Below are 23,942 nucleotides of genomic sequence, written 5' to 3'. Positions count from 1 at the left end.
TTTTTGTTTGTCGCCGGCGATCAGTTCGCCGCGGTGACCGGCCCGTGGCTCTGCTTGAGGAAGTCCAGGTAAAGGCGAGCGGTTTCCTCGGGGCGCTCGATCATCGGCACGTGGCCACAATCGCGCAGGATGGCGACACTGGGTTTCTTCAGCAGCAGTTTCATCACCTCGATGCTGGAAACGTCCAGTACGCGGTCGCGATCGCCCCACAGCAGCAGGGTTGGCGCGGTGATCTTCGGCAGCTCCGGTTCCAGTGGGATATAGCGTTCACGCAACTGCTGGAAGACCATGCCGTTGAACTCGCTGCGCTCCAGCGAGCGTTCTGCCAGGTAGTCCCGCAGGCGCGACGGCAGCGGTGGCTTCTGCACGAAGACGAAGTCGAGCAGGGCGGGGAAATCTTCCACCCTGCGCAACACCAGCGGATTGTCGCCGCCCTTGAGCAGGCGCTCGAACAGTTCGCTCTGGTGCGGCGCCATGATTCCTGCGTTGTCGAACAGGCCGACCGACAACACCTCCTGCGGATGTCGCGCGGCCAGCAGCGCGGCGATGTGCCCGCCCATGGAGTTTCCCACCACGTGGAATCGGCCGATGCCCTGCTCGCGCATGAAGTCGGCCAGGCGCTCCGCCTGGGTGCCGACGTCGTAGCTGATGTTCTGCGGTTTGCTGCTGTCGCCGAAGCCTGGCAGGTCGACGGCGATGACGTGGTAATCCTGGGTGAGGAAGCGGGCGAAGCGCGGCCAGTTGCTCTTGTCGGCGCCGAAGCCGTGGATCAGCAGGATGGTCTGGGCCTTCTCTGGGCCGCCCTCGTAATAGGCGATGTCCAGGTTGTCGACCTGCAGGCTGTTGGCTGACAGCCGTGCGCGAGCGCTTTCGACGTACTGCGCGGTTGCCAGCAGGGTGGAGGGGAAGGCGTAGAGCACGCCGGCGGCAACGGCTATCGCCAGGAGCAGGGCCAGAAGGGCTTTCTTCATGAGAAGTCCTTATTACCAAATCAGGTCGGTGTGCTTTACGCTAGCATTTTGCGGCTCTAAGCAGGGCCGTTCTTTCTTCTGGCGAGCGAGACTACCGATGCCCGATTGCTTCACGATGATCCGTGCGGTGCTGTTGCTGGTGACTTTCTCCATGCCCCTGGCCGGTGCCGCGGCTGGCAAGTGCGAGCGCCTGGTGGCCACGGGTAACCCGGAGTACCCGCCTTATCTGTGGCGCGACCCGGCGCAACCGGAACGCCTGATCGGCGCCAACGCCGACCTTCTGGAGCAGATCGGCAAGGCGGTCGGGGTGAATATCCGGGTGATCTATACCGGTTCCTGGGCTCGTGCACAGGAGGAGGCGCGACTGGGTCGCGTCGACCTGATCGCCGGCGCATTCCTCACGCCGGAGCGCCTGGAGACCATGGATTATATCCATCCGGCTTTTCTCACCACCGACAACGTCGTCTGGATGCGCAAGGATGCCGTCGCGGCCTACAGCGGCCGTGACGATCTGAAGGGGCTGAAGGGCGGAACCCTGGTGAACAACAGCTTCGGCCCGGATTTCGACACTTTCGCCAAGGAGCAATTGACGCTGGAGGAAGTACCCAGCCTGACCCAGGCGTTCCAGAAGCTGCTGCTCAAACGCTCGGATTATGTGATCTACGAGCACTATCCCGGCCTCGCGGTCGCCGATACCCTCGGCATGGCCGATGACCTGCAGCCGCTGGAACCGCCGATCTCCAGCGAAGGTCTGTACCTGACCGTCGCGCACAACTCGGCTTGCAACGACCCGTGGCTGCGCGGACAACTGGCGAAAAAAATGACAGAATTGACGGCCGCCGGAGTCCCGCAGCGCCTGCTGCAGGACAATCTGGCCCGCTGGAAGGCCCAGCAACTGCAGCCTGCCAGCACTCCCACCGAGTAGGACAATAGATTTCGTGATCAATCGACGGATGATGGTCGCCGGCCTGGCTTTGTTTGCAGTGGCCGGCTGTGCGACGAACGACCCGGCACCCAACGAGCAGATGCGCCTGACCGAACAGGCGCTGGAACAGGCCAAGGCCGTGGGTGCGACCGATGACGTGGCCGAACTCAAGCTCGCCGAGGACAAGTACCAGGCCGCCAAGGGTGCCCTGGCGGTCGGCTCGAACAAGAAGGCCCGGCAACTGGCCGAACAGGCCGAGCTCGATGCCCGCCTGTCCGAGGCCAAGGAGCTGACGCGCAAGAGCGCCGAGCAGTTGGCCGAACAGGGCAAGAGCATCAACCGCCTGCGCAAACAGTTGGGAGAAGTGCAATGACTTCCCTGCAACTGTTGCGTCTTGCCGCACTGTCGAGTGCCGTTCTGCTGGCCGGCTGCGCCAACAGCCAGCTCAGCGAGAAGTCCCTGGAACAGGCGCGCCTGCAGTTCCAGGCGGTGAAGGAAGACTCCGCCGTGCTGCGCAGTGCGCCCAAGGACGTGATCCGTGCCGGCGAGTCGCTGGCCCGTGCCGAGCGCCTGTCCAACTACTGGGGCAGCAGCGACGACGTGCTGCAGTACTCCTACCTCAGCCAGCGCTACAGCGAGATCGCCCGCGAGCACAGCAACCTGGCGTTGAACCAGGAGCGCCTGGCCAAGCAGCAGATGGAACGCGAACGCCTGCAACTGGCGATGCGCGAAGCGCGCCTGCTCAACGTGCAGGAGCAGAGCAAGTGGCTGGAGCAGCAGATGGTCAGCCTGGCGACCAACGAAACCGAGCGCGGCCTGGTGCTGACCCTGGGGGACGTGCTGTTCGACAGCGGCGAAGCCGACCTGAAGCCCGCGGCCAACCGCACTGTGCTCAAGGTGGTGCAGTTCCTCCAGCTCAACCCGCGGCGGATCATCCGCATCGAGGGCTATACCGACGCCGAAGGCGACCGCGAGCAGAATCTGCAGCTGTCGAAGGATCGTGCGCAGGCCGTGGCGGATGCGCTGACCGACCTGGGCGTGGACCAGAAGCGAGTCCAGGTACAAGGCTATGGCGAGGCCTATCCGATCTCGGACAACGCCTCGTCGCTGGGGCGCGCGCAGAACCGCCGGGTGGAGATCGTCTTCTCCGACGAGAAGGGCCAGCTCGGCGCCGAGCGCTGATCCGACTCGCAATATCCCGTCACAGGAAAACCCCGGAAGCCTCGGCTCCGGGGTTTTTCATCAGGGGCATCTCGAAATCTTTCGAGTGGCAGCTTGGCGAAAATAGCCGGGTGCGACTAATCCCCTCAGGGGAGCTGTAAACGAGAGAATGTGATGTCATCGGAAAAGAAGCTTTTCAATGTAATCGTGGCGGACCCGCAACCGATGATCGGTTGGGGCCTTGAGCGCTATCTGCTGGAGCGCGAACTGGCGCAGGTGAAAGCCTTCGTCAGCGACACCGACAGCCTGCTGGATGTCCTCACTGCCCATCCCGAGGTCGACCTCGCCATCGTCGAGCTGGCGCTGCCCGGCGCCCGCGGGCGTGACGGCGTGCACCTGATCGAATGGCTGCAGCGCCATCATCCGGATGTACCTGTACTGGTCTATTCGGTGATGGGTGCGCCGCTGTTGGCCACCGCGGCAGTTAAATGCGGCGCCGTGGGTTACGTCTGCAAGCGCAATCCGCTGCACTTGCTGGATGAAGCCTTCGCGCGTATCCGCAAGGGCGAGACCTACATCGACCCGATGCTGCGGCCGCCGCGCCACACCGGCAAACCGCTGAGCCCTACGGAAGTCGACATCATCCGCCGGCTGGCCCATGGCGCCACGGTGGGCGAGATCGCCGAACGGACCAATCGCAGCGTCTCCACCATCAGTACCCACAAGCGCAACGCCATGCAGAAGCTCGGCCTGACCACCGATGCGCAACTGGTGGTGGCAGGGTTGCTGGACTGGCTCGGGGAGATCTGAGCGCAGAGGGCGCAACTGTATCGGACGGAATGCTGACGACTGTTCTGGAACAGTTTTCACTTTTTGGCTACTGTTTCGGTTCAATGACCGAGGGATGGCCGTCATGTCCAATCTGCTGCTCTACCAGCGCATCGCCCAGCAACTGGCGGAAGACATCCGTCGTGGTGTCTACCAGCCGGGCGAGCGCGTGCCGTCCGTGCGCAAGTTGAGCACCCAGCTCAACGTCAGCCACGCCACGGTGCTTCAGGCCTATGCCACCCTCGAAGATCAGGGGCTGATCCGCGCGCGCCCGCAATCCGGCTTCTACGTGCACCGCACGCCGGCGCTGACTGCCTCGACGCCGGACATCGCCCGTGTGGAGCGGCCGGGGCTGGTCACCCGCAGCAGCATCATCAACCAGGTGCTCGCCGAGGCGCGCCGCGAAGGCGTGTTCCCTCTGGGCGCCGCCGTGCCGCACGTGGATTACCTCCCGGTGCGTGCGCTGCACCAGCAATTGGCCAAGGTCACCCGCTTCTCCAGCCCGCGTGCCTTCAGCTACATGTTCAGCCCCGGCTACGAGCCGTTGCGCCGTCAGGTGGCGATCCGCATGCGTGACGCCGGCGTGGTGGTCGACCCGACCCAGGTGACCATCACCCATGGTTGCGTGGACGCCATCCACATGGCCTTGCGCGTGATGACCCGGCCGGGCGACCTGATCGCCACCGAGTCGCCGAGCTACTACGGCTTGCTGCAATTGGCCGATATCCTCGGGCTCAAGGTCATCGAGATCCCCAGCGACCCGCTGACCGGCATCAGCCTGGAAGCCTTGCAGCTGGCGGCCAACCAGTGGCCGATCAAGGCGCTGGTGCTGACCGCGCGCCTGAGCAACCCGCTGGGAGGCACCATCCCCGAGGATCGCCAGAAGGCACTGCTCAAGCTCACCGCCGAGCACAACATCGGGGTGATCGAGGACGATATCTACGGCGAGCTGATGTTCGACCAGGGCCAGACCAAGGCACTCAAGGCCCACGATCGTGACGGCCGCGTGGTGTACTGCTCGAGCTTCTCCAAGACGATTTCTCCCGGCGTTCGTATCGGCTGGATCATCACCGAGCGCTACCAAGAGGAAATCCGTCGCCTGCAGACCTTCACCACGCATTCGGCTTGCACCGTCACCCAGATGGGCGTGGCGGCGTACCTGGAGAACGGCGGCTACGACCGGCACCTGCGCTACATCCGCCAGGAGTACCGCAAGAACATGACCGCCTATCAGCTGGCGGTGCAGCAGTACTTCCCCGAAGGCACGCAGATGACCCGGCCCAAGGGCGGCTTCATCCTCTGGGTCAGCCTGCCGGCCAAGGTCAACACCAAAGAGCTGCACGTGCGCGCGCTGGAGCAGGGCATCAGCATTGCCCCGGGGCTGATCTTCAGTAACACCGAGCAGTTCAACAACTGCCTGCGCCTGACCTGCGGTATCCCGTGGGACCGCGAGGCGGAGCGGGCGATCATGACCCTCGGCATGCTGGCCTGCCAGCTGTGCCAGGAAGAACTGATCGCTGCGTAATTGCCCGGCATGCGTAGGAGCGGACTCTGTCCGCGATAGGTCCGCCGCGCGCCGGATACCATCGCGGACAGAGTCCGCTCCTACGTAAATGCTTATCTACGGTTAACCCGTTTTCCCGCATTGTCTCGTCCAAGCAAGTTGAAACCCTCGACGAGACCGCCGCCGTGCCGATCGCCACGCTGCCGGATGACCACTGCATTACACCCGTGCCTGCGCCATCGGCGATACTCGGTCGCTGGCGAGAAGCCAGCCACCACCCGCAACGCTACGGATCGAGAGAGTTGAAGAGACCCCTCACGGATGAAAACGACGTCGCACTGCTGCGGCGTTACCGACAAGGCGACGCCGAAGCGTTCGGCGAGCTTTACGCTCGTCATCGCCTAGGCCTGTTCCGCTTCCTCTGCGGCCTGTGCGGCGACAATGCCCAGGCCGAGGAAGTGTTCCAGGAAACCTGGCTGAGCCTGATCCGCAGCGATAGCCAGCCTCTGGGCGCGGCCAGCTTCAAGACCTGGCTGTACCAGATCGGCCGCAACCGCCTGATCGACCATTGGCGCAAGCTGAGTCGGCACCTGGGGCGCCAGGAAAGCTTCGACGAACAATTGCATGGCGATGCATTGAGCGGCGAAAGCACCGACCCCGAACGTGAGCTGAGCCTTGCCCGCGACCAGCAGCGCCTGCAGGGCGCACTGGAGTCTTTGCCGGTGGAGCAGCGCGAAGTGTTCCTGCTGCGTACCCATGGCGATCTGGAATTGAATGAAATTGCCGAGCTCACGAAGACTCCGGCGGAAACCGTGAAGAGCCGACTTCGCTATGCGATGCAGAAACTGCGTCGGTTGTTGTCCGATCCGTCGGTGGCCGAGGAGGTGAACCCATGAACCGCGATCCGCACGAGCAGGAGCTGCTCGAACACTACCGTCGGCATAGCGAAGCGCAGCCGTCGGCGCAGTTGGACGCGCGCATCCTGGCCGCCGCTCGCGCCGCCGTGCAGGAGAAGCCCGCGAGTTTCGCCCAGCGCCTGCAACAGTGGTTGCTGGGCGCCGGCAGCCGCCAGCGCTGGGGCGTTGCCGTGGCTGGTCTGGCGACCCTGGGCATCGGCCTGAGCCTGACCTTGCGGACCTTTGAAGAGGCGCCAGAGCGCTTTGACGCGCCGGTATCCCCGGCAATGATGCGTGCGCCAGCGCCTGCACCGGCCATGGCGCCGCCGGCGGCTCCAGCCGCTGCGCCCTCTGTGGTGGATCCGAGGATGGCCGCGCCGCAGATGGATAGTGCCGCTGCCGGGGCAACGATCCAGGAGCTCGCCAAGCCTGCGCCGATAAGCAAGAAAATGGCGGCTGCAGCAGCAAGGGATGAAGTCCGCGAATCTGTCGACGCACAGGCGCAGTCAGGCGTATCGGCCGAAGGGAAGCTCCAGGCATTCGCCGAGGGCGCCGACGAGCCGCGTACCAGTCTGCTGCATCTGCGCGACTTGCAAGGCGAGGGGCGGAAGGAAGAGGCTGAACAAGTGCGTGAGAGCCTCCGGCAGCGTTTCCCCGGCCTGGACATCGACAAGGCTCTGAAGGAATTACCTGACAACCCTTGATCAATGACAGGCCGGGTTCAGCCTGCGTCTGTCAGACTGCATGACGTAACGGTTTGTCATGGCAAGACTCTTGCTCCGCAAGGCAACTCGCGCCAGCATTGCGCGGTTTTTCTGACGGTCCGCTCCATGAAGAAGTCTCGAATCCTCGTTGTCGCCAGTCTGTCCCTGCTGCTCGCTGCCTGCGGCGATGAGCACAAGGATAAGGCTGTGGCCCCGGCCCCGGCTGTTGCCCCAGCTGTGACTGCGCCTGCCAGCACGCCTGCGCCGGAACCTGCCGCCGAGCAGCCGCGCGAGGAAGAGGCCAAGCCTGCCGCCGCCAAGGCCGTGGCGTCGCCCAAGTCTGCCGCGGTCGAGGCCGCCATCAAGCCTGAGGCCAAGGCGCCCTCGAAGACGCCGGCGCAGGTGAAGAAGCCGGTTGATCCGGTGGTCAAGCAGCCGCTGCCGACGGTGAAGCTGGACCTGCGTCTGCCCAGGGACCTGGTCCATCAGTTGGAGCCGGACGATTCGATCACCGTGATTGACGAGAAGCCGATTCTGCCGCCGATGTTCGGCGAAAAAGCCGGACAGAGCCCCTTCGAGGTCGGTGGCCGGCTGATCCAGCGCGAGCCCAACGAGCGCGAACCCAACGACGACAGTTGGCACTCGGACATCCGTGGCGCCGAGTTGCAGTTCAAGTTCCGCAACTGATCGGTCGATTTCCCTCCGGGAACGACCTTTTCTTGTGCGATGCCGTGCCTGCGTTTTCCCCTCTCCCGTCCGAACGGAGTGCGCAGCCAGGACGGGAGAGAGGGGAGAGCTCGCGAAGCAGTTCGTTATGGCAGCCCTTAGAAACGGTGAGCGCCGCCGCGAATCGCTTCGAACAGCGCGCCATCCAGCGTCCGATAGTCAGTCTCCCCCGGCAGCCGCACGAACAGTGCCTCGGTCACGGCTGAGGGGTCGTAGGCGTTGCGCTTGAGGTCGGTCTTCTTGTACTTGAAGGTCCCGGTGGTCTCCACCTGGGCCAGCAAGCGCAGGAACAGTGGCACGGCGTAAGCCGGTAGCTCGCGGTCCAGGTGGGCCGCCAGCTCTGTCGCATCCAGGCTGACGCCGTCGGCCAGGCGCAGTGCCGCCATGCCGCAGCGGCCGTTGGTGCCGGGGATCTCCACGCCGTAAACCACTGCGTCCTCTACGCCGGGGAAGGCGCCCAGGGCGTTTTCCACCTCGGTGGTGGAGACGTTCTCGCCTTTCCAGCGGAAGGTGTCGCCCAGGCGATCGACGAACTGGGTGTGCTTGAAGCCGATGTCGCGCATCAGGTCGCCGGTGTTGAACCAGGTGTCGCCTTCCTTGAACACGTTGCGGTAGATCACCGCCTCGCTCTTGGCCGGGTCGGTGTAGCCGTCGAACGGCCACTTGTCGCTGATCTCGCTGATCAGCAGGCCGGCTTCGCCCTTGTCGACCTTTTCCATGAACCCCTTGGCGCCCCGCACCGGCTGGTCGTTTTCCAGGTCGTAGCGGACGATGGCGTAGGTTGCCGGGGAGAAGCCCACCGTATTGTCGAAGTTGAACACATTGGTGAAGCCGATATTGCCTTCGCTGGAGGCATAGAACTCGGTGATCCGCTCGATGCCGAAGCGTTCCTTGAACTCGTTCCAGATCGAGGGGCGCAGGCCATTGCCGATCATGCAGGTCAGGGTATTGCCGCGCTCTTCCGCGCACTCGGGCTGGTTGAGCAGGTAGCGACAGAGTTCGCCGATATAGCCGAAGCAGGTGGCCTGGTAGGTCTGGACGTCTTTCCAGAACGAACTGGCGGAAAACTTGCGGCGCAGGGCGATGGCCGCGCCGCCGGCCAGTACGGCGCTCCAGCACACGGTCACGGCATTGTTGTGGTAGCAGGGCAGCGTCAGGTAAAGCACGTCGCTGTTGGTCAGCGCCAGGCCCGAATGGCCGAAGCCGCCGTAGGCCTTGATCCACTTGCCGTGGCTCATGATCGAGGCTTTGGGCAGGCCGGTGGTGCCGGAGGTGTAGATGTAGAAGCAGGCGTCCTTCAGGCGCACCTTGGCGGTTTCGGTGAGGTTGTTCGAGTCCTGTTCCTGCGCGAGGCGCATGAGGCTTTGCCAGCCCGCGGGCGCTTGTGCCGCTTCATCGCCATCGGCGATCCAGTAGCAGCGACCGCCGCTGTTCTCCAGGGCCGGGCGGACGTCCTCGAAGGCTTCGCGCAACTCTTCGCCGACCACGAAATGGCTGGGCTTGACCAGGTTGAGGCTGTGACTGAGCACCTGGCCGCGCTGGGTGGTGTTGACTAGCGCGCCGATGGCGCCGAGCTTGGCCAGGGCAGCGAGTACCACCATCAATTCGGCGCGATTCTCCAGCATCACCGCCACCACGCTGCCGTGTTGCACGCCTTCGGCCTGGAAGGCCCGCGCCAGGCGGTTGGCCCAGCCGTTGAACAAGGCGTAGGACAGGCGCCGGCGTTCGTCGATCAGCGCCGGGCTGTCCGGATAGAGGCGCGCGGCGCGCTCCAGGGCCCAGCCCAGGGACAGGTTCTTCTCGCGGTTGCGGATGCCGGTGTAGTAGAGCCCGCGGAGCATGCGCGGCACGCGGCCGAGGGTGGCCGGCAGGTGGGCGAGGAAGCGGGTCGGGGTGATGATATCGGCGTGGCTCATTGACGCGTGCCCTTATTGTCATTGTTGTCTGTGGCGTGCAGACGCTAGCGAGCGACTCTAGGTCGTCGTCCGACGTGCGCCTATGGCTGTTGCGCGCGTGGCGCAGGGCAGATCGGCAAACGCATCGGCTAGGCGTTCATCGCAGTCTAGAGAGCGATGGCCGGACGGCCAGGGCGGGATTGTGTCGATTGGTAAACGCCGCGAACGATGCCAGGAGAGAGCGCCGCAGGGCGAATAACCGCTTGCGGTTATTCGCCGTCAGTCCGTGGGGAGTGAACGGCGCATAACGCTTTCCGCGTCATGCGCCCTACGAAGAGGTCCGTGACTGGGCTCAGTCGAGGAACAGGTCGGGTACCAGGCTGCCGCCGTTCGGGTCGAAGCGGTACTGCTCGAAGTCGCTCTGGCCCTGTTCGCGCAGGATGTCCTCGTCGATCAGCAGCCGACCGCTGATGCTGCGCTCGCTGCTGGAGAGGATGGCGTAGGCGGCGTCCGCCATGATCGCGGGAGTGCGCGCACGCTTGAAGGCGTCGCGGCTGCCCAGCTCGAACTCGATGGCGGCGGTGGCGATCATGGTTTTCGGCCACAGCGCGTTGACGCTGATGCCGTACTTCTTGAACTCCTCGTGCATGCCGAGGGTAAGCATGCTCATGCCGTACTTGGTGACGGTGTAGGGGCCGTGCTGAGCGAACCACTTGCCGGCCAGGTTGATCGGCGGCGACAGGCTGAGGATGTGGCCCTTGCTCTGCTTCAGGTAGGGCAGCGCGGCCTGGCTGCAGACCATCACGGCGCGAGTGTTGATCTGATACATCAGGTCGAAGCGCTTGGGCTCCAGGCGCTCCACGCCCACCAGTTTGATGGCGCCGGCGTTGTTCACCACGGCGTCGATCCCGCCGAAATGCTCGGCGGCCTTGGCCATGGCCTCGCGCGCGGCGTTCTCGTCGCGCACGTCCAGTTGTAGGGCCAGTGCCTTGCCGCCAGCGGCTTCGACTTCCGCGGCGACGCTGAAGATGGTGCCTTCGAGTTTCGGGTGGGGCTCGGCGCTCTTGGCGGCGATGATGATGTTGGCGCCATCGCGGGCGGCGCGCAGGGCGATTTCGCGGCCGATGCCACGGCTGGCGCCGGTGATGAAGAGGGTTTTGCCGGCCAGGCTGTTAGTAGAAAGGGACATGGTTGGGGCTCCGTGTTCTTGTGGTCTTGTTCTGACGGAATTGCTAGTTGGAACCTGTAGGAGCGAGCTTGCTCGCGAACCTGAGCCCCGCAGCGGGGTTTGTTCGCGAGCAAGCTCGCTCCTACGAAAAGCGAAAAGCGCTTCAGGCGTCTTCGGCCTCCACTTCCACCAGCAACTGCCGTGATTTCACCTGCTCGCCCTTGCTCACCTGCACGCGACGGATCACGCCATCGACGCCGGCCTTGAGCGGGTGTTCCATCTTCATCGCTTCCAGCACCAGCAGCAGCTGGCCCTTGCTGACTCGCGTACCTTCGCTCACCAGTACGTCGACGATGGCGCCATCCATCGGTGCCTTCACCGTACCGGAGCCTGCGCCGCCAGCCGCGCTGACGGGCTCGTGAGTGATGTCCAGCAATTCCAGGTTGCCGTCCGCGCCATACAGCCAGAGGCGCGCGCCGTCGCGGTGGAAGGGCAGGCGGCGGCGAACACCGTCGGCTTCCAGGATTGCGTCACCGTTCTCCTCGCCGAGCAGGCGCAACTTGATGTCGGATTCACCGATGCGGGCCAGCAGCGTCGGCTGGGTGCCGTGTTCGCGGACTTCCAGCTCGACGACGAATCTCTCCTCGCCATGCTTGAGCGCAAAACGCCAGGGCGCGCTGCCCGCGCTACGCCAGCCGGACAGCCCCGGCTGGTGCGCGCGGTCGCTGGCCGAAGCCTGATAGAGCAGGGCGGCGGCGCAGGCCAGTTCCAGCGGCTGCGGCTGGCGCGGGGCCAGGCTCGGGTCGCCGGCGAATTGCTCGCCGATGAACGCCGTGGTGGCTTTGCCGGCGGCGAATTCCGGGTGCCTGAGCAGGTTGGCGAGGAAGCGCTGGTTGCCGGTCACGCCCAGTAGCACGCAATCCTCGACGGCGCGCACCAGCTTGCGCCGGGCCTCGTCGCGGGTGGCGCCGTAGGCAATGACCTTGGCCAGCATCGGATCGTAGAACGGCGTTACCGGCTGGCCTTCGCGCAGGCCGTGGTCGATACGGATGCCGTCCAGCTGCGGCGGCGTCCAGCGCAGCACCTGGCCGGTCTGCGGGAGGAAACCGTTGCCAGCATCCTCAGCGTACAGGCGCACCTCGATGGCATGGCCCTTGAGCTGGATCTGCTCCTGGGTCAGCGGCAGCGGATGGCCCTCGGCGACGCGAATCTGCCAGGCCACTAGGTCCTGGCCGGTGACCAGTTCGGTGACCGGGTGCTCGACCTGCAGGCGGGTGTTCATTTCCAGGAAGTAGAAGGCACCGCTTGCATCCAGCAGGAACTCCACGGTGCCGGCGCCCAGGTAGTTCACCGACGCGGCGGCCTTCACCGCAGCGCTGCCCATGGCGGCGCGCAGGTCCTCGGTCAGCACCGGGCAAGGCGCTTCCTCGATGACCTTCTGGTGGCGGCGCTGCACCGAACAGTCGCGCTCGCCGAGATAGACGATATGGCCGTGGCTGTCGCCGAATACCTGGATTTCCACGTGGCGCGGCTGCACCACGGCTTTCTCCAGAATCAGCTCGCCGCTGCCGAAGGCGTTCTGCGCTTCCGAGCGCGCCGTGCGCAGTTGCTCGGCGAGGTCCTCGCTGCGCGTCACCAGGCGCATGCCGCGCCCGCCACCGCCGGCGCTGGCCTTGATCATCAGCGGGTAGCCGATGCGCTGCGCTTCACGGGTCAGCGTGGCGTCATCCTGCTCGGCGCCTTCGTAGCCGGGAATGCAGGGCACACCGGCTTCGAGCATGGCGATCTTCGACAGGCGCTTGCTGCCCATCAGGTGGATGGCTTCCACGCCCGGACCGATGAAGACGATGCCGGCAGCCTCGCAGGCGCGGGCGAAGTCGGCGTTCTCCGAGAGGAAGCCGTAGCCGGGGTGGACGGCGCCGGCGCCGGTGCGTTTCGCGGCGTCGAGGATCGCCTCGGGTTTCAGGTAGGACTGGCCGACCGGCGCCGGGCCGATGCATACGGCTTCGTCGGCCAACTGCACGTGGCGGGCGTTGGCGTCGGCCTCGCTGTACACGGCCACGGTCCGGTAGCCCAGGTCTTGGGCGGTGCGGATCACCCGGCAGGCGATCTCGCCGCGGTTGGCAATCAGGATCTTGTCGAAGCTGGGCATGCTGGCTGTTTCCCTCTCCCCAGCCCTCACCCAGAAGGGAGAGGGGGTTGTTCGGTGTGCGCGTTGGGTCACTGCGCCCAGTTCGGTTTGCGTTTCTGCACGAAGGCCATGGTGCCTTCGGCGCCTTCCGCGCCGGTCACCGCGTCGGCAAACTGGCGGGCGGCGCCGTCCAGCAACGGGCCGAGGGCTTCGGTCTCGGTGGCCAGCAGCAGTGCCTTGGTGGCGGCATTGGCGCCCGGCGCGCAGCGACGGACCTGGTCAAGGGTTTCCGCCAGTTGCTCGCCGAGGTTTTCAGCGTTTTCGGGGCAGTGATGCACGAGCCCGAGGCGCAGCGCCTCACGGCCATCGAAGCGCGCGGCGGTCAGGGCCAGGCGGCGGGCCTGGGTCAGGCCGATGCGTTTCACCACGAAGGGTGCAATCTGTGCCGGCAGGATGCCGAGGCTGGTTTCCGGCAGGCCGAACTGCGCGTCGGCCGCCGCGATGGCGATGTCCGAGACGCAGGCCAGGCCGAAGCCACCGCCGAGCACCGCACCTTCCAGCGCAGCGACCAGCACCTGCGGTTGTGCCTGGGCTTCTTCCAGCAGGCCGCCGAAGGCGCGGTTCAGCGCGGCATAGGCATCGGGACCGGCGGCGCGGGCGCCGGCCATGTCCTTGATGTCGCCGCCAGCGCAGAAGTGCCCGCCGGCGCCGCGCAGGACAATGGCGCGCACCGCGCGGTCGTCGCGCACCGCGGCGAGCACGGCACGCAGTTCGCTGACCATCGCCAGGCTCATGGCGTTGCGGCTGTCCGGGCGATTGAGGGTGACGTGCAGTACGCCGCCTTCACGTTCCAGCAGCAGGGTTTCGCAGTTCGGCAGTTCACTCATGCCGCAATTCCTCGTCGATTCGTCGTCTTTTCGTAGGAGCGAGCTTGCTCGCGAACCGCATGGCACCGGGGTGCCAAGCGAAACAGCGTTCGCGAGCAAGCTCGCTCCTACAAAGGGCCCAGGCCCTTAGCCCTTCTTCTTGCCCGGCAGGGTGCCCATCAGCTTGCAGATGATGCCCAGCATGATTTCGTCCGCGCCGCCGCCGATGGAGACCAGGCGGGTGTCGCGGTAAGCGCGGGCGATCGGGTTCTCCCACATGAAGCCCTGGCCGCCCCAGTACTGCAGGCAGGCGTCGGTGACCTCGCGGGACAGCCGGCCGACCTTGAGCTTGGCCATGGAGGCCAGGCGGGTGACGTCCTTGCCGCGGATGTACTGCTCGGTGGCCTGGTAGGTGAGGGCGCGCAGGCATTCGATCTCGGTCATCAGCTCGGCCATGCGGAAGTGGATGACCTGGTTGTCGATCAGTGCCTGGCCGAAGGTCTTGCGTTCCTTGCAGTAGTCGATGGTGGCGTTGACGCAGTACTCCATGCCCTTGATTCCGCTGGCGGCGCCGAACAGGCGCTCCTCCTGGAATTGCAGCATCTGCATCATGAAGCCCGAACCCTCGGCGCCGATGCGGTTGCGCTGCGGCACGCGCACGTCGTCGAAGAACACCTGGGCGGTCTCCGAGCTGCGCATGCCGAGCTTGTCCAGGTGCGGGCTGATGCTGATGCCCTTGGACTTCATCGGCACCATGATCAGCGACTTGTTGACGTGGGGCTTGTCGTCGGAGGTGTTGGCCAGCAGGCAGATGAAGTCGGCGGACGGCGAGTTGGTGATCCACATCTTGCTGCCGTTGATGACGTAGTCATCGCCATCCTTGCGCGCGGTGGTCTTCAGCCCGGCAACGTCGGAACCGGCGCCCACTTCGGACACGCCGATGCAGCCGACCATCTCGCCGGCGATGGCCGGACGGAGGAATTCCTCGCGCAGCTCATCGGAGCCGAAGCGCGCCAGGGCCGGGGTGCACATGTCGGTCTGTACGCCCAGGGCCATCGGCACGCCGCCGCAGTGGATGGTGCCGAACTCCTCGGCGGCGACTACCGAGTAGCTGTAGTCCAGGCCCATGCCGCCGAATTTCTCCGGCTTGGAGATGCCCAGCAGGCCCAGGTCGCCGGCTTTCTTGAAGACCTCGTGGATCGGGAAGCGACCGGCTTTTTCCCACTCGTCGACGTAAGGGTTGATCTCGCGTTCGACGAAGTTGCGCACGGTGCGGCGGAGTTCTTCGTGTTCCTGGGTGAAGATCATTGTTGTTGTTCTCCTGATGCCTGGTCTGGTTTCCCGCCTCTGGCCCTCTCCCCAACCCTCTCCCTGAAGGGAGAGGGGGCTGTCCGGAGTGGCTGGACGGTTCGCATTACGCCGGGTCGCTTTGGCTCCCTCTCCCGCTTGCGGGAGAGGGCGGGGGGAGAGGGGCTTTTGCCCACTCTCCCAATTCCCGATCAGAACCTCGCTACCCCAAAACTATTACCCTTCAGCGGCCGCACGGCCGCCTCCGCACAGATATCCAGCAGATAGCCGAGCAGCGCGCGGGTATCGCGCGGGTCGATCAGCCCGTCGTCCCAAAGGCTCGCCGTGCCGTAGAGCGCGGTGGACTGGGCGTCGAGTTTCTGCGCGGTCATCTGTTCGAGCATGTCGAGCATCTTCGGGTCGGCTTCCTTGCCCTCCTTGGCGTGCTTTTCCTCGGTGACGATGCGCAGCACCTTGCCGGCTTGGGCGCCGCCCATCACGGCGGTGCGGCTGTTGGGCCAGGCGAAGATGAAGCGCGGGTCCAGCCCGCGGCCGCACATGGCGTAGTTGCCGGCCCCGTAGGAGCCGCCGACGACCAGCGTGAGTTTGGGCACCGTGGCGTTGGCCACCGCCTGGATCATCTTCGAGCCGTGCTTGATCACGCCCAGGCGCTCGGACTCAGTGCCGACCATGAAACCGGTGGTGTTGTGCAGGAACAGGATCGGCGTGTTGCTCTGCTCGCACAGCTGGATGAACTGCGCCGCCTTGGCCGCACCCTGCGGGGTGATCGGGCCGTTATTGCCGATCAGGCCGCAGGCGTGGCCCTCGATGTGCAGGTGGCCGCAGACGGTCTGGCTGTCGAACTCGTTCTTGAAGTCGAGGAAGCGCGAGCCGTCGGCGATGCGCGCGATGATTTCGCGCACGTCGTAGGGCTTCTTCGCATCCGCCGGGACCACGCCGAGCAGTTCCTGCGCCGGGTACAGCGGCTCCTCCCACACCTGTTTCGGGCGAGCCGGCAGCTGCGCATTCCACGGCAAGGAGGCGAGAATCTCGCGGGCGAGGCGCACGCCGTCGGCGTCGTTCTCCGCCAGGTATTCGGCGGTGCCGGCGACCTGGGCGTGCAGTTCGGCGCCACCCAATTCTTCATCGGTGGCGATCTCGCCGGTGGCGGCTTTCAGCAGCGGCGGGCCGGCGAGGAACATCTTGGCCTTGCCGCGCACTACCACCACGTAGTCCGACAGGCCTGGCTGGTAGGCACCGCCAGCGGTGGACGAGCCGTGCACCACGGTGACCTGCGGAATGCCCGCCGCCGACATGCGTGCCTGGTTGGCGAAGCCGCGCGCGCCCTCGACGAAGATGTCCGCCGCGTAGTTCAGGTTGGCGCCGCCGCTCTCGGTCAGCGCCACCACCGGCAGCTTGTTCTCGAAGGCGATCTGCTGCAGGCGCAGGGTCTTCTTCAGCCCGGTGGGGGAGATGGTGCCGCCCTTGATCGCGCTGTTGCTGGCGGTGACCAGGCAGCGCACCCCGGCGATATAGCCGATGCCGGAGATGATGCCGCCGCCGGCCTGGGTGCCGTCCTTGTCGTCATGCAGCTTGTAGCCGGCCAGCGAACCGATCTCGAGGAACGGCGCACCGGCATCCAGCAGCAGGTTCAGGCGTTCGCGCGGCAGCAACTGGCCGCGCTTGTCGAACTTGGGTTTGGCCTCGGCGGCCTTGTCGAGCACCTTCTGTTCGACCTCGCGGAAGCTCGTCACGGCGGCCAGCATGGCCTCGCGGTTGCGGGCGAAGTCTTCGCCCTGGGCGTCGATTTCCGACTGGATCACCGGCATGGCTTACTCCTGATCCTTCAGCACATCGGGAAGATAGGCACGGTGGAAACCGTTGTAGGAACGGCTTTGCCCCGGCTTCACCTTGGACAGCGGGAAGGCGCGGCTGCCCTGGCTGGCGGCGCCATCGATGCGGATGGTATTGCCGCTGATGAAGGCCGCGCCGGGGGAGAGCAGGAAGACGATGGCGGCGGCGACTTCCGACTCGGTGCCGATGCGCTTGAGCGGTACGTGCTCGCGCAGGGTCGGGATTACCGCCTTGAATGCGCCTTCGTAGGTGTCCATGCCGCTGGAAGCGACCCAGCCCGGTGCCACGGCGTTGACCCGCACGCCGGCGTGGCCCCACTCGATGGCGGCGGTCTTGGTGAAGTTCTCCATGCCTGCGCGGGCGGCGCCGGAGTGGCCCATGCCGGGCATGCCGCCCCACATGTCGGCGAGCATGTTGACGATGCTGCCGCCGGTCTTGCTCAGGCTCTGGTTGAAGACTTCGCGGGCCATCAGGAAACCGCCGACGAGGTTGGTGCGCACCACGGCCTCGAAGCCCTTCAGGTTGATCGAGGCCAGCGACGCGGGGTACTGGCCGCCGGCGTTGTTGACCAGGTGATGGATCGGCCCGCGCTCGGCGATGACCTGCGCCACCAGCGCCTTGACCGCTTCCTCGTCGCGGATGTCGCAGCTGTGCCAGCTGGCGCTGCCGCCGTCCTCGATGATCTCGCCGGCGGTCTTCTCCAGCTTCTCGGCCTTGCGCCCGACTAGCACCACGTGGGCGCCGAGGGCCGCCAGCTCATGGGCGGTGCAGCGACCGATGCCGCTGCCGCCGCCGGTGACGATGATGGTCTGGCCGGTGAACAGGCCGGGTTTGAAGATCGAGTCGTAGCTCATTGTTGTTCTGACTCCGAGGTATTCCGTAGGGCGAATGACGCGGAACGCTTCATCCGCCGTTTGCGATTGGCGGATAACGCTGCTGGCGTTATGCGCCCTACGTTTCTGCTCAATCGTTCGTCGTGCGTGCTCTTCGTAGGAGCGAGCTTGCTCGCGAACAGGCTCCGCTGCGGGGCTGGGTTCGCGAGCAAGCTCGCTCCTACAGGAATTGATCGGCGATGGCTTGCGGCACAGCCACCGGGAATTCCAGCAACTGCTGGGCGAAGGCCTTGCCCTGCGGGTCGATGCGCAGGCTGGCGACACCGCCGCCGCCCAGGGCGTTCTCCAGCAGGAAGTTCAGGCTGTGGCTGCCCGGTAGGTGCCAGCGGCTGACGCGGCCGACCTGCGGGTCGAGCACGTGCTGCATCCATTCGGCCACGGCGCCTTCGCTCAGCGCCTCGGCGATCCACGGCAGGTATTCGGGCCGGCGCGCCATCACGCCGATGTTGCTGTGGTTGCCCTTGTCGCCGGAGCGCGCCACGGCCAGCTTCACCAGGGGCACGCTGGCCTGCGCCGGGCCTTTGGCGGCCGGCACGGGAATGTCGTCGGCCAGCGCGGCCGGGTCAAAGTGGTCGATGGCGGGCAGGGCGACTGGCTGGCGCTCGCCGTCGATCTCCACGGCCAACTCGCAGGCGCTCTTGTCGATCAGGAAGGAGAACAGGCGGATCACCGGGTACACGGTCGGGCGGCCGCCGACGATGCCGGTCAGGCCCGGCGCCATGCCGGTGGCGGCCTGGGCGATCTCGCGGGAGAACAGCACCAGGGCTTCCTTGCGGCTATGGCGTACGGCGAGCTTCAACACGATTTCGCGGCTGTCGCCGCGGCGCCCGTGGGGGCCGTAGGTGGCCTCGCTGCCGAGCAATTCGACGCTGACCTCGCGGTACGGGCCCCAGCCGCGTTCCATGAGGATTTCCTCGGTCTTGGCGATGATCGCCTGGCTGACCCGCTCGGCCTTCTTCACCGCGTCGATGCCGGCGATCAGGCAACTGGCGGTGCAGCGGAAGCCGTCCGGGTAGGTGGCGCTGACCTTGTACTGGCCGGTCGGCGGCAGGCCGCGTGCGCCGCTGACAGTCACGCGGTTCTCGCTAACCTGGGCCAACTGGACCTGGGTGAAATCGCAGATCACGTCGGGCAGCAGGTAGGCGCGCGGGTCGCCGATCTCGTAGAGCATCTGCTCGCCCACCGACAGTGGCGTGACCAGCCCGCCGGTGCCCTGCGGCTTGGTGACGACGAATTCGCCGCCGGCCTGGACTTCGACGATGGGGAAGCCGATGTGCTCGTAGTCCGGCACGCTTTCCCAATCGGTGAAGTTGCCGCCGGTGCACTGCGCGCCGCATTCGATGATGTGCCCGGCCAGCGCGGCCTGGGCCAGCTTGTCGTAGTCGTTCCAGGCCCAGCCGAATTCGTGCACCAGGGCGGCGCTGACCACCGCGCTGTCCACCACGCGGCCGGTGATGACGATATCGGCGCCGGCCTCCAGCGCCTGGACGATGCCGGGAGCGCCGAGGTAGGCGTTGACCGACACGCACATCGGCGGCATCGGTGCATCGCTGAACATCTCGCGGATGCCGGCCTTGGCCAGTTCGCCCAGGCGCGGCTGCAGGTTGTCGCCGTGCACCACGGCGATCTTCAGCGCCACGCCGGCCTTCTCGCAGGCGGCGGACAGGGCGCTGGCGCAGGCCTGTGGGTTGACTCCGCCGGCGTTGCTGATCACGCGCACCTTCTTCGAAGCGATGTCGGCCAGCAGCGGTGTCATCACTTCGATGAAATCGGTGGCGTAGCCTGCCTCGGGGTTCTTCAGGCGCGCGCCGGCCATGATCGACATGGTGATCTCGGCGAGGTAGTCGAACACCAGGTAATCCAGCTGCGCGCCGCGTACCAGTTGGGCGGCGGCGGTGGAGGTGTCGCCCCAGAAGGCGGAGGCGCAGCCGATACGTACGGTTCTAGTCATTGTTCTGCCCGTGACGCTGAGTGATGGGTCGACATTACCAAGCAAGCGCTTGGTTGAAAAGCCCCGGGTCGATGGCAACCCCAACCATTGGATGGCCAAGCGCTTGCTTGGTTGGCACTCGCGGGCTTACATTTCGTCAGACAACACAAGCACTTGCGGTGTGATTCGATGAATTGCCCTGAGCAAGGTGGCCAGATGGGACCAATGGGGAGAGAAAGCGTGGATGACCGCAAAGCCCGCGAAGTCATGCTGGAGCTGGTCGGGACCGGGCAGATCACCGACCCGGAGAGCGCCCGTGGCAAGTTGCTGCAGACCGCCGCGCACCTGTTCCGCAGCAAGGGCTACGAGCGCACCACGGTGCGCGATCTGGCCGGCGCGGTCGGCATCCAGTCCGGCAGCATCTTCCATCACTTCAAGAGCAAGGACGAAATCCTGCGCTCGGTGATGGAGGAAACCATCCTCTACAACACCGCCCTGATGCGGGCCGCCCTGGCCGATGCCACGACCCTGCGCGAGCGCCTGCTGGCGCTGATCCGCTGCGAGCTGCAGTCGATCACCGGCGGCACCGGCGAGGCGATGGCGGTGCTGGTCTACGAATGGCGCTCGCTGTCGGAAGAAGGCCAGGCCTACATCCTCAGCCTGCGCGACATCTACGAGCAGATGTGGCTGGAAGTACTGGAAGAGGCGCGCGTGGCCGGGTTCACTCAGGCCGACCCGTTCATCCTGCGGCGCTTCCTCACCGGGGCGTTGTCCTGGTCCATCACCTGGTTCCGCCCCGAGGGCAGCCTGACGCTGGACGAGTTGGCCGAGCAGGCGTTGCTGCTGGTGATGCGCGACTGATGCTCTTGTAGGAGCGAGCTTGCTCGCGAACTGACTCCGCAGCGGGGTGGGTTCGCGAGCAAGCTCGCTCCTACATGACTGCTACTGGCTTAGATAATCCGCAACGGATAACTGAACAGCAGCAGGTGCAGGCAGTTCACCGCCGCGTGCAGCAGCACGGGCACCGCCAGCCGGCCGCTGAAGTGGAAGGCCAGGCCATAGCCCAGGCCGGCGACACCGGCCACCACGGCAAACAACGGGTTGATCGGCCAGTGCACCATGCCGAACAGCACGCTGGCGACAGTCACCCCGGCAAAGGCGCCGAACCGACGCACCAGTTCGCTCTGCAGCAGGCCGCGGAAGAAAGCTTCCTCGGTCAGCGAGATCACGCAGATGTTGACCACCATCCACAGCCAGAAGCCCGGCGGCCATTTCGGGTTCCACACCACCAGGCCGCCGGCAACTGCCACCAGGGGCACGGCGAACAGTGTTGTGACGATGACGATGGCGGCGAAGTCCGGCGAGCGCTTTTCCTCGGGCACCGGCTCGCGGCGCAGCCACCAGGCGAGCAGGGTCGCACCGACCAGGGCCTTGTCCCAGGACAGGTGCAGGGCGTAGACGGGAGCGTCGGGGCTGAGCTGGCGCACTGGCCAGAGCGTCCACGAGGTAGTGCCCGGCAACAGGTGTGCGGCGAGGGCGATACTGAGTACGAGACAGACCAGCCACCACAGCAAGCGGGGCAGGCGGGTCTCGCCGCAGAGAGTCCAGGCGACGTAGAACGCGCCGATCAGCAACCCCACTGGCTGGACGAATCCGAGCGCAAAACCGCAGAGCAACAACACGACTGGCAGCAGCGGCAGGAGTTTCCTGGGCATTCTTTCCTCCATCGAAGGAGGCGAGTCTAGGCAATTTCGACTGCTGCTGACCATCGTTATGGCCAGTTTTTGACTGAGACGTCAGTCAGTTAGGCGATTCTCACCGTTTGTCTTCGGCTTCCTTGGCATCCATTTCGGCGTTTCGCTCGTGGATGCGCTTGAGCTGCTCCTGAGTGAGCGGGAGCTTTTTCGCCGTATCGCGCAGCATCATCAGCGCGCCGACGATGGAGCCCAGGGCTAGGGCAATGATCAACCAGGCATACCAGGGCATGGTCCCGTCTCCGACAGTGGCAGTGGAATATCACGATACGCTGTGATTCAGACCTTGTCAGGCGTGCGCGGGTTCAGACCGATCGCTTCGGGAAGATCGCTGTCGTCCTTGAGTTTTACGCCGCTGACGCGCAGGCGCAGCGACTGTTGCAGCAGGTGGGCGAGCTTGTGGGCGGCCTGGGCGTAGGGCAAACCCTGTGGGCGCACGTTGGAGATGCAGTTGCGTTCGCTGTCCATGCGGCCCACACGCGGCTGCCAGGTGAGGTAGAGGCCCAGGCTGTCTGGCGAACTCAAGCCCGGACGTTCGCCGATCAGCACCAGGGCGAGCTTCGCCCCCAGCGCCTCGCCGATGCCGTCGCCGATGGCAACGCGGCCCTGTTCGGCGAGCACCACGGGCGTGTGCTGCCAATCAGTGGCGAAGCGCTCGCGCAGGGCGCTCAGCAGCGGCAGCGCGTGCTGTTGAACGGCGAAAGAGGAGAGGCCATCGGCGATCACGATCACCAGTTCCGCCGCGTGTTCGCCCTTGAGCTGCCATTGGCTGTCCGGGTGCAGCGCGCGGCCTAGGTCCGGGCGCAGCAGGTAGGTCTGGCGATCCGGTGCTTCGCTGCGAGCGCGGAGCACGCGAAAGCCCTCCTGCGCCAGTGACTGCTGCAGCGCCTCGAAATCCAGCGGGTGATGCACCGCATCGCGCGCCTGGGCGTGGGCCAGGCCGAACTTGAGCACTTCGCGGGTTGGCAGGCTGGAGCCGACGCGGCCCAGTGCGATGCGCGCGGAGGTGTGCGCGCGCAGTTCGTCCCAGGGGTCGTTCTGGATCAGGTCCATGCTGGTTTCTCCTCAGAATGCCCGCAGCAGATCGTGGCCACGCCCGATCGGTCGCAGCTGCCCCGAGGCTTCGGTGATCGCCATCTTCGCTAGCCAGGCGTCGAACTCCGGCGCGCGCTTCAGGCCCAGGGTGCTGCGCAGGTAGAGGGCATCGTGGAAAGAGGTGCTCTGGTAATTGAGCATGATGTCGTCGGCGCCGGGGATGCCCATGATGAAAGTGACGCCCGCCGCACCCAGCAGGGTCAGCAGGTTGTCCATGTCGTCCTGGTCGGCCTCGGCGTGGTTGGTGTAGCAGACATCGCAACCCATCGGCACTCCCAGAAGCTTGGCGCAGAAGTGATCCTCCAGCCCCGCGCGGATGATCTGCTTGCCGTCGTAGAGGTATTCCGGGCCGATGAAGCCGACCACGGTGTTGGTCAGCAGCGGGCGGAACTCGCGGGCCACGGCATAGGCGCGGGCCTCGCAGGTCTGCTGGTCGACGCCATGGTGGCCGCCAGCCGACAGCGCGCTGCCCTGGCCGGTCTCGAAGTACATGGCGTTGTCGCCCAGGGTGCCGCGCCCCAGCGACAGCGCCGCCTCGTGGGCCTCGCGCAGCAGGGCGAGGTCGATGCCGAAGCTCTCGTTGGTCTTTTGCGTGCCGGCGATGGACTGGAACACCAGGTCGATCGGCGCGCCGGCCTCGATGGCTTGGATCTGCGAGGTGACGTGGGTGAGCACGCAGCTCTGCAGGGGAATCTCGAAGCGCTGGCGCAGCTCGTCCATCATCCGCCACAGCTGCATCAGGGTAGCTTGCGAGTCGCTCGCCGGGTTGATGCCCACCACCGCATCGCCGGAGCCGTAGAGCAGGCCGTCGAGCATGCTCGCGGCGATGCCGCGCACGTCGTCCGTGGGGTGGTTGGGCTGCAGGCGCACCGAAAGGTGGCCGGGCAGGCCGATGGTGTTGCGGAAGCGGGTGATCACGTGGCACTTCTTCGCCGCCAGGATCAGGTCCTGGTTGCGCATCAGCTTGCTCACCGCGGCGGCCATCTCCGGCGTGATGCCGCGGGCCGTGGCGGCCAGCGTGGCGCTGTCGGTGCTGTCCAGCAGCAGCCAGTCGCGGAAGTCGCCGACGGTGAGGTGGCTGATGGGCGCGAAGGCGGCGGCATCGTGGCTGTCGATGATCAGCCGGGTGACTTCGTCCGCTTCGTAGGGGATCAGCGCTTCGTCGAGGAAGCGCTTGAGCGGCACGTCGGCGAGGGCGATCTTCGCCGCCATGCGTTCTTCGTAGCTGTCCGCGGCAAGGCCCGCCAGCGAGTCACCGGAGCGCGCCGGGCTGGCCTTGGCGAGCAGCGTCTTCAGGTCGGCAAAGCGGTAGGTCAGGTTGCCAACGGTGGTCTGGTAGATCATGCGAGCGTCC

At 65.7% G+C, this 23,942-nt stretch carries 22 protein-coding genes; 9 read left to right on the top strand and 13 right to left on the bottom strand.

Annotation, left to right across the window (positions count from 1 at the left end):
* Positions 1 to 20: 20 nt before the first annotated feature.
* Complete coding sequence (locus tag G4G71_RS20035; RefSeq protein WP_169939700.1) at positions 21 to 971, bottom strand: alpha/beta fold hydrolase; 951 nt, start codon at positions 969 to 971, stop codon at positions 21 to 23.
* Positions 972 to 1,068: 97 nt separating this feature from the next.
* Between G4G71_RS20035 and G4G71_RS20030 the strand changes: the two genes are divergently transcribed.
* From G4G71_RS20030 to G4G71_RS19995, 8 genes are all read left to right on the top strand, one after another.
* A complete protein-coding gene (locus tag G4G71_RS20030; RefSeq protein WP_169939699.1) occupies positions 1,069 to 1,896 on the top strand; it encodes a substrate-binding periplasmic protein in 828 nt (275 codons plus the stop codon).
* Positions 1,897 to 1,924: 28 nt separating this feature from the next.
* A complete protein-coding gene (locus tag G4G71_RS20025) occupies positions 1,925 to 2,269 on the top strand; it encodes a DUF4398 domain-containing protein (RefSeq protein WP_054909726.1) in 345 nt (114 codons plus the stop codon).
* On the top strand, positions 2,266 to 3,078 hold the full coding sequence (locus G4G71_RS20020; RefSeq protein WP_169939698.1) for an OmpA family protein: 813 nt from the start codon (positions 2,266 to 2,268) through the stop codon (positions 3,076 to 3,078). The genes G4G71_RS20025 and G4G71_RS20020 overlap by 4 nt, the downstream gene beginning before the upstream one ends.
* A 153-nt stretch (positions 3,079 to 3,231) precedes the next feature.
* Entirely contained in the window at positions 3,232 to 3,867 is a 636-nt protein-coding gene (locus G4G71_RS20015; RefSeq protein ID WP_169939697.1) for a response regulator, read from the top strand.
* Positions 3,868 to 3,970: 103 nt separating this feature from the next.
* Positions 3,971 to 5,410: an aminotransferase-like domain-containing protein gene (locus G4G71_RS20010; protein WP_045212506.1), complete on the top strand. Its 1,440-nt coding sequence runs from the start codon at positions 3,971 to 3,973 to the stop codon at positions 5,408 to 5,410.
* A 281-nt stretch (positions 5,411 to 5,691) separates the two neighbouring features.
* Positions 5,692 to 6,285: an RNA polymerase sigma factor gene (locus G4G71_RS20005; RefSeq protein ID WP_169939696.1), complete on the top strand. Its 594-nt coding sequence runs from the start codon at positions 5,692 to 5,694 to the stop codon at positions 6,283 to 6,285.
* Positions 6,282 to 6,989, top strand: coding sequence for a hypothetical protein (locus G4G71_RS20000; protein ID WP_169939695.1), 708 nt, complete (start codon positions 6,282 to 6,284; stop codon positions 6,987 to 6,989). Before G4G71_RS20005 ends, G4G71_RS20000 begins: the two co-directional genes overlap by 4 nt.
* A 126-nt stretch (positions 6,990 to 7,115) precedes the next feature.
* Positions 7,116 to 7,676 carry a hypothetical protein gene (locus G4G71_RS19995; RefSeq protein WP_169939694.1) on the top strand — a complete coding sequence of 187 codons (561 nt, stop codon included), beginning with the start codon at positions 7,116 to 7,118 and terminating at the stop codon, positions 7,674 to 7,676.
* Between the two features lie 137 nt (positions 7,677 to 7,813).
* On the opposite strand, the gene G4G71_RS19990 is transcribed toward G4G71_RS19995, so the two are convergent.
* The 8 genes from G4G71_RS19990 to G4G71_RS19955 form a co-directional block, all read right to left on the bottom strand.
* The gene (locus G4G71_RS19990; RefSeq protein ID WP_169939693.1) at positions 7,814 to 9,631 is read right to left on the bottom strand and encodes a long-chain-acyl-CoA synthetase; all 1,818 of its coding nucleotides are present in this window, start codon (positions 9,629 to 9,631) and stop codon (positions 7,814 to 7,816) included.
* 331 nt (positions 9,632 to 9,962) lie between these two features.
* Positions 9,963 to 10,799, bottom strand: coding sequence for an SDR family oxidoreductase (locus G4G71_RS19985; RefSeq protein WP_169939692.1), 837 nt, complete (start codon positions 10,797 to 10,799; stop codon positions 9,963 to 9,965).
* 142 nt (positions 10,800 to 10,941) lie between these two features.
* Positions 10,942 to 12,930 carry a geranyl-CoA carboxylase subunit apha gene (gene atuF, locus G4G71_RS19980; protein ID WP_169939691.1) on the bottom strand — a complete coding sequence of 663 codons (1,989 nt, stop codon included), beginning with the start codon at positions 12,928 to 12,930 and terminating at the stop codon, positions 10,942 to 10,944.
* Positions 12,931 to 12,998: 68 nt separating this feature from the next.
* A complete protein-coding gene (gene atuE / locus G4G71_RS19975; protein ID WP_169939690.1) occupies positions 12,999 to 13,796 on the bottom strand; it encodes an isohexenylglutaconyl-CoA hydratase in 798 nt (265 codons plus the stop codon).
* 126 nt (positions 13,797 to 13,922) lie between these two features.
* On the bottom strand, positions 13,923 to 15,083 hold the full coding sequence (gene atuD, locus G4G71_RS19970) for a citronellyl-CoA dehydrogenase (RefSeq protein ID WP_169939689.1): 1,161 nt from the start codon (positions 15,081 to 15,083) through the stop codon (positions 13,923 to 13,925).
* Positions 15,084 to 15,274: 191 nt separating this feature from the next.
* On the bottom strand, positions 15,275 to 16,891 hold the full coding sequence (atuC, locus tag G4G71_RS19965; protein ID WP_169939688.1) for a geranyl-CoA carboxylase subunit beta: 1,617 nt from the start codon (positions 16,889 to 16,891) through the stop codon (positions 15,275 to 15,277).
* A 3-nt stretch (positions 16,892 to 16,894) separates the two neighbouring features.
* The gene (locus G4G71_RS19960; RefSeq protein WP_169939687.1) at positions 16,895 to 17,770 is read right to left on the bottom strand and encodes an SDR family oxidoreductase; all 876 of its coding nucleotides are present in this window, start codon (positions 17,768 to 17,770) and stop codon (positions 16,895 to 16,897) included.
* 199 nt (positions 17,771 to 17,969) lie between these two features.
* Positions 17,970 to 19,760, bottom strand: coding sequence for an acyclic terpene utilization AtuA family protein (locus G4G71_RS19955; protein WP_169939686.1), 1,791 nt, complete (start codon positions 19,758 to 19,760; stop codon positions 17,970 to 17,972).
* Between the two features lie 219 nt (positions 19,761 to 19,979).
* On the opposite strand from G4G71_RS19955, the gene G4G71_RS19950 reads away from it, so the two are divergent.
* Entirely contained in the window at positions 19,980 to 20,600 is a 621-nt protein-coding gene (locus G4G71_RS19950; protein ID WP_205896244.1) for a TetR/AcrR family transcriptional regulator, read from the top strand.
* 89 nt (positions 20,601 to 20,689) lie between these two features.
* Here G4G71_RS19950 and G4G71_RS19945 read toward each other — a convergent pair whose 3' ends face one another.
* From G4G71_RS19945 to G4G71_RS19930, 4 genes are all read right to left on the bottom strand, one after another.
* Positions 20,690 to 21,454, bottom strand: coding sequence for a CPBP family intramembrane glutamic endopeptidase (locus tag G4G71_RS19945; protein ID WP_169939685.1), 765 nt, complete (start codon positions 21,452 to 21,454; stop codon positions 20,690 to 20,692).
* Between the two features lie 100 nt (positions 21,455 to 21,554).
* Complete coding sequence (locus tag G4G71_RS19940) at positions 21,555 to 21,725, bottom strand: DUF2897 family protein (protein ID WP_064979833.1); 171 nt, start codon at positions 21,723 to 21,725, stop codon at positions 21,555 to 21,557.
* 47 nt (positions 21,726 to 21,772) lie between these two features.
* On the bottom strand, positions 21,773 to 22,546 hold the full coding sequence (eutC, locus tag G4G71_RS19935; RefSeq protein WP_169939684.1) for an ethanolamine ammonia-lyase subunit EutC: 774 nt from the start codon (positions 22,544 to 22,546) through the stop codon (positions 21,773 to 21,775).
* Positions 22,547 to 22,558: 12 nt separating this feature from the next.
* Positions 22,559 to 23,932 (bottom strand): ethanolamine ammonia-lyase subunit EutB, encoded by a 1,374-nt coding sequence (locus tag G4G71_RS19930; protein WP_169939683.1) that lies wholly within the window; start codon positions 23,930 to 23,932, stop codon positions 22,559 to 22,561.
* Between the last annotated feature and the right edge of the window lie 10 nt (positions 23,933 to 23,942).

Source organism: Pseudomonas multiresinivorans (assembly GCF_012971725.1).
GTDB classification, from domain to species: Bacteria; Pseudomonadota; Gammaproteobacteria; order Pseudomonadales; family Pseudomonadaceae; genus Pseudomonas; species Pseudomonas multiresinivorans.
The sequence above is the reverse complement of the archived record's forward strand: the minus strand, read 5'-3'. Positions and strand labels throughout refer to the sequence as shown.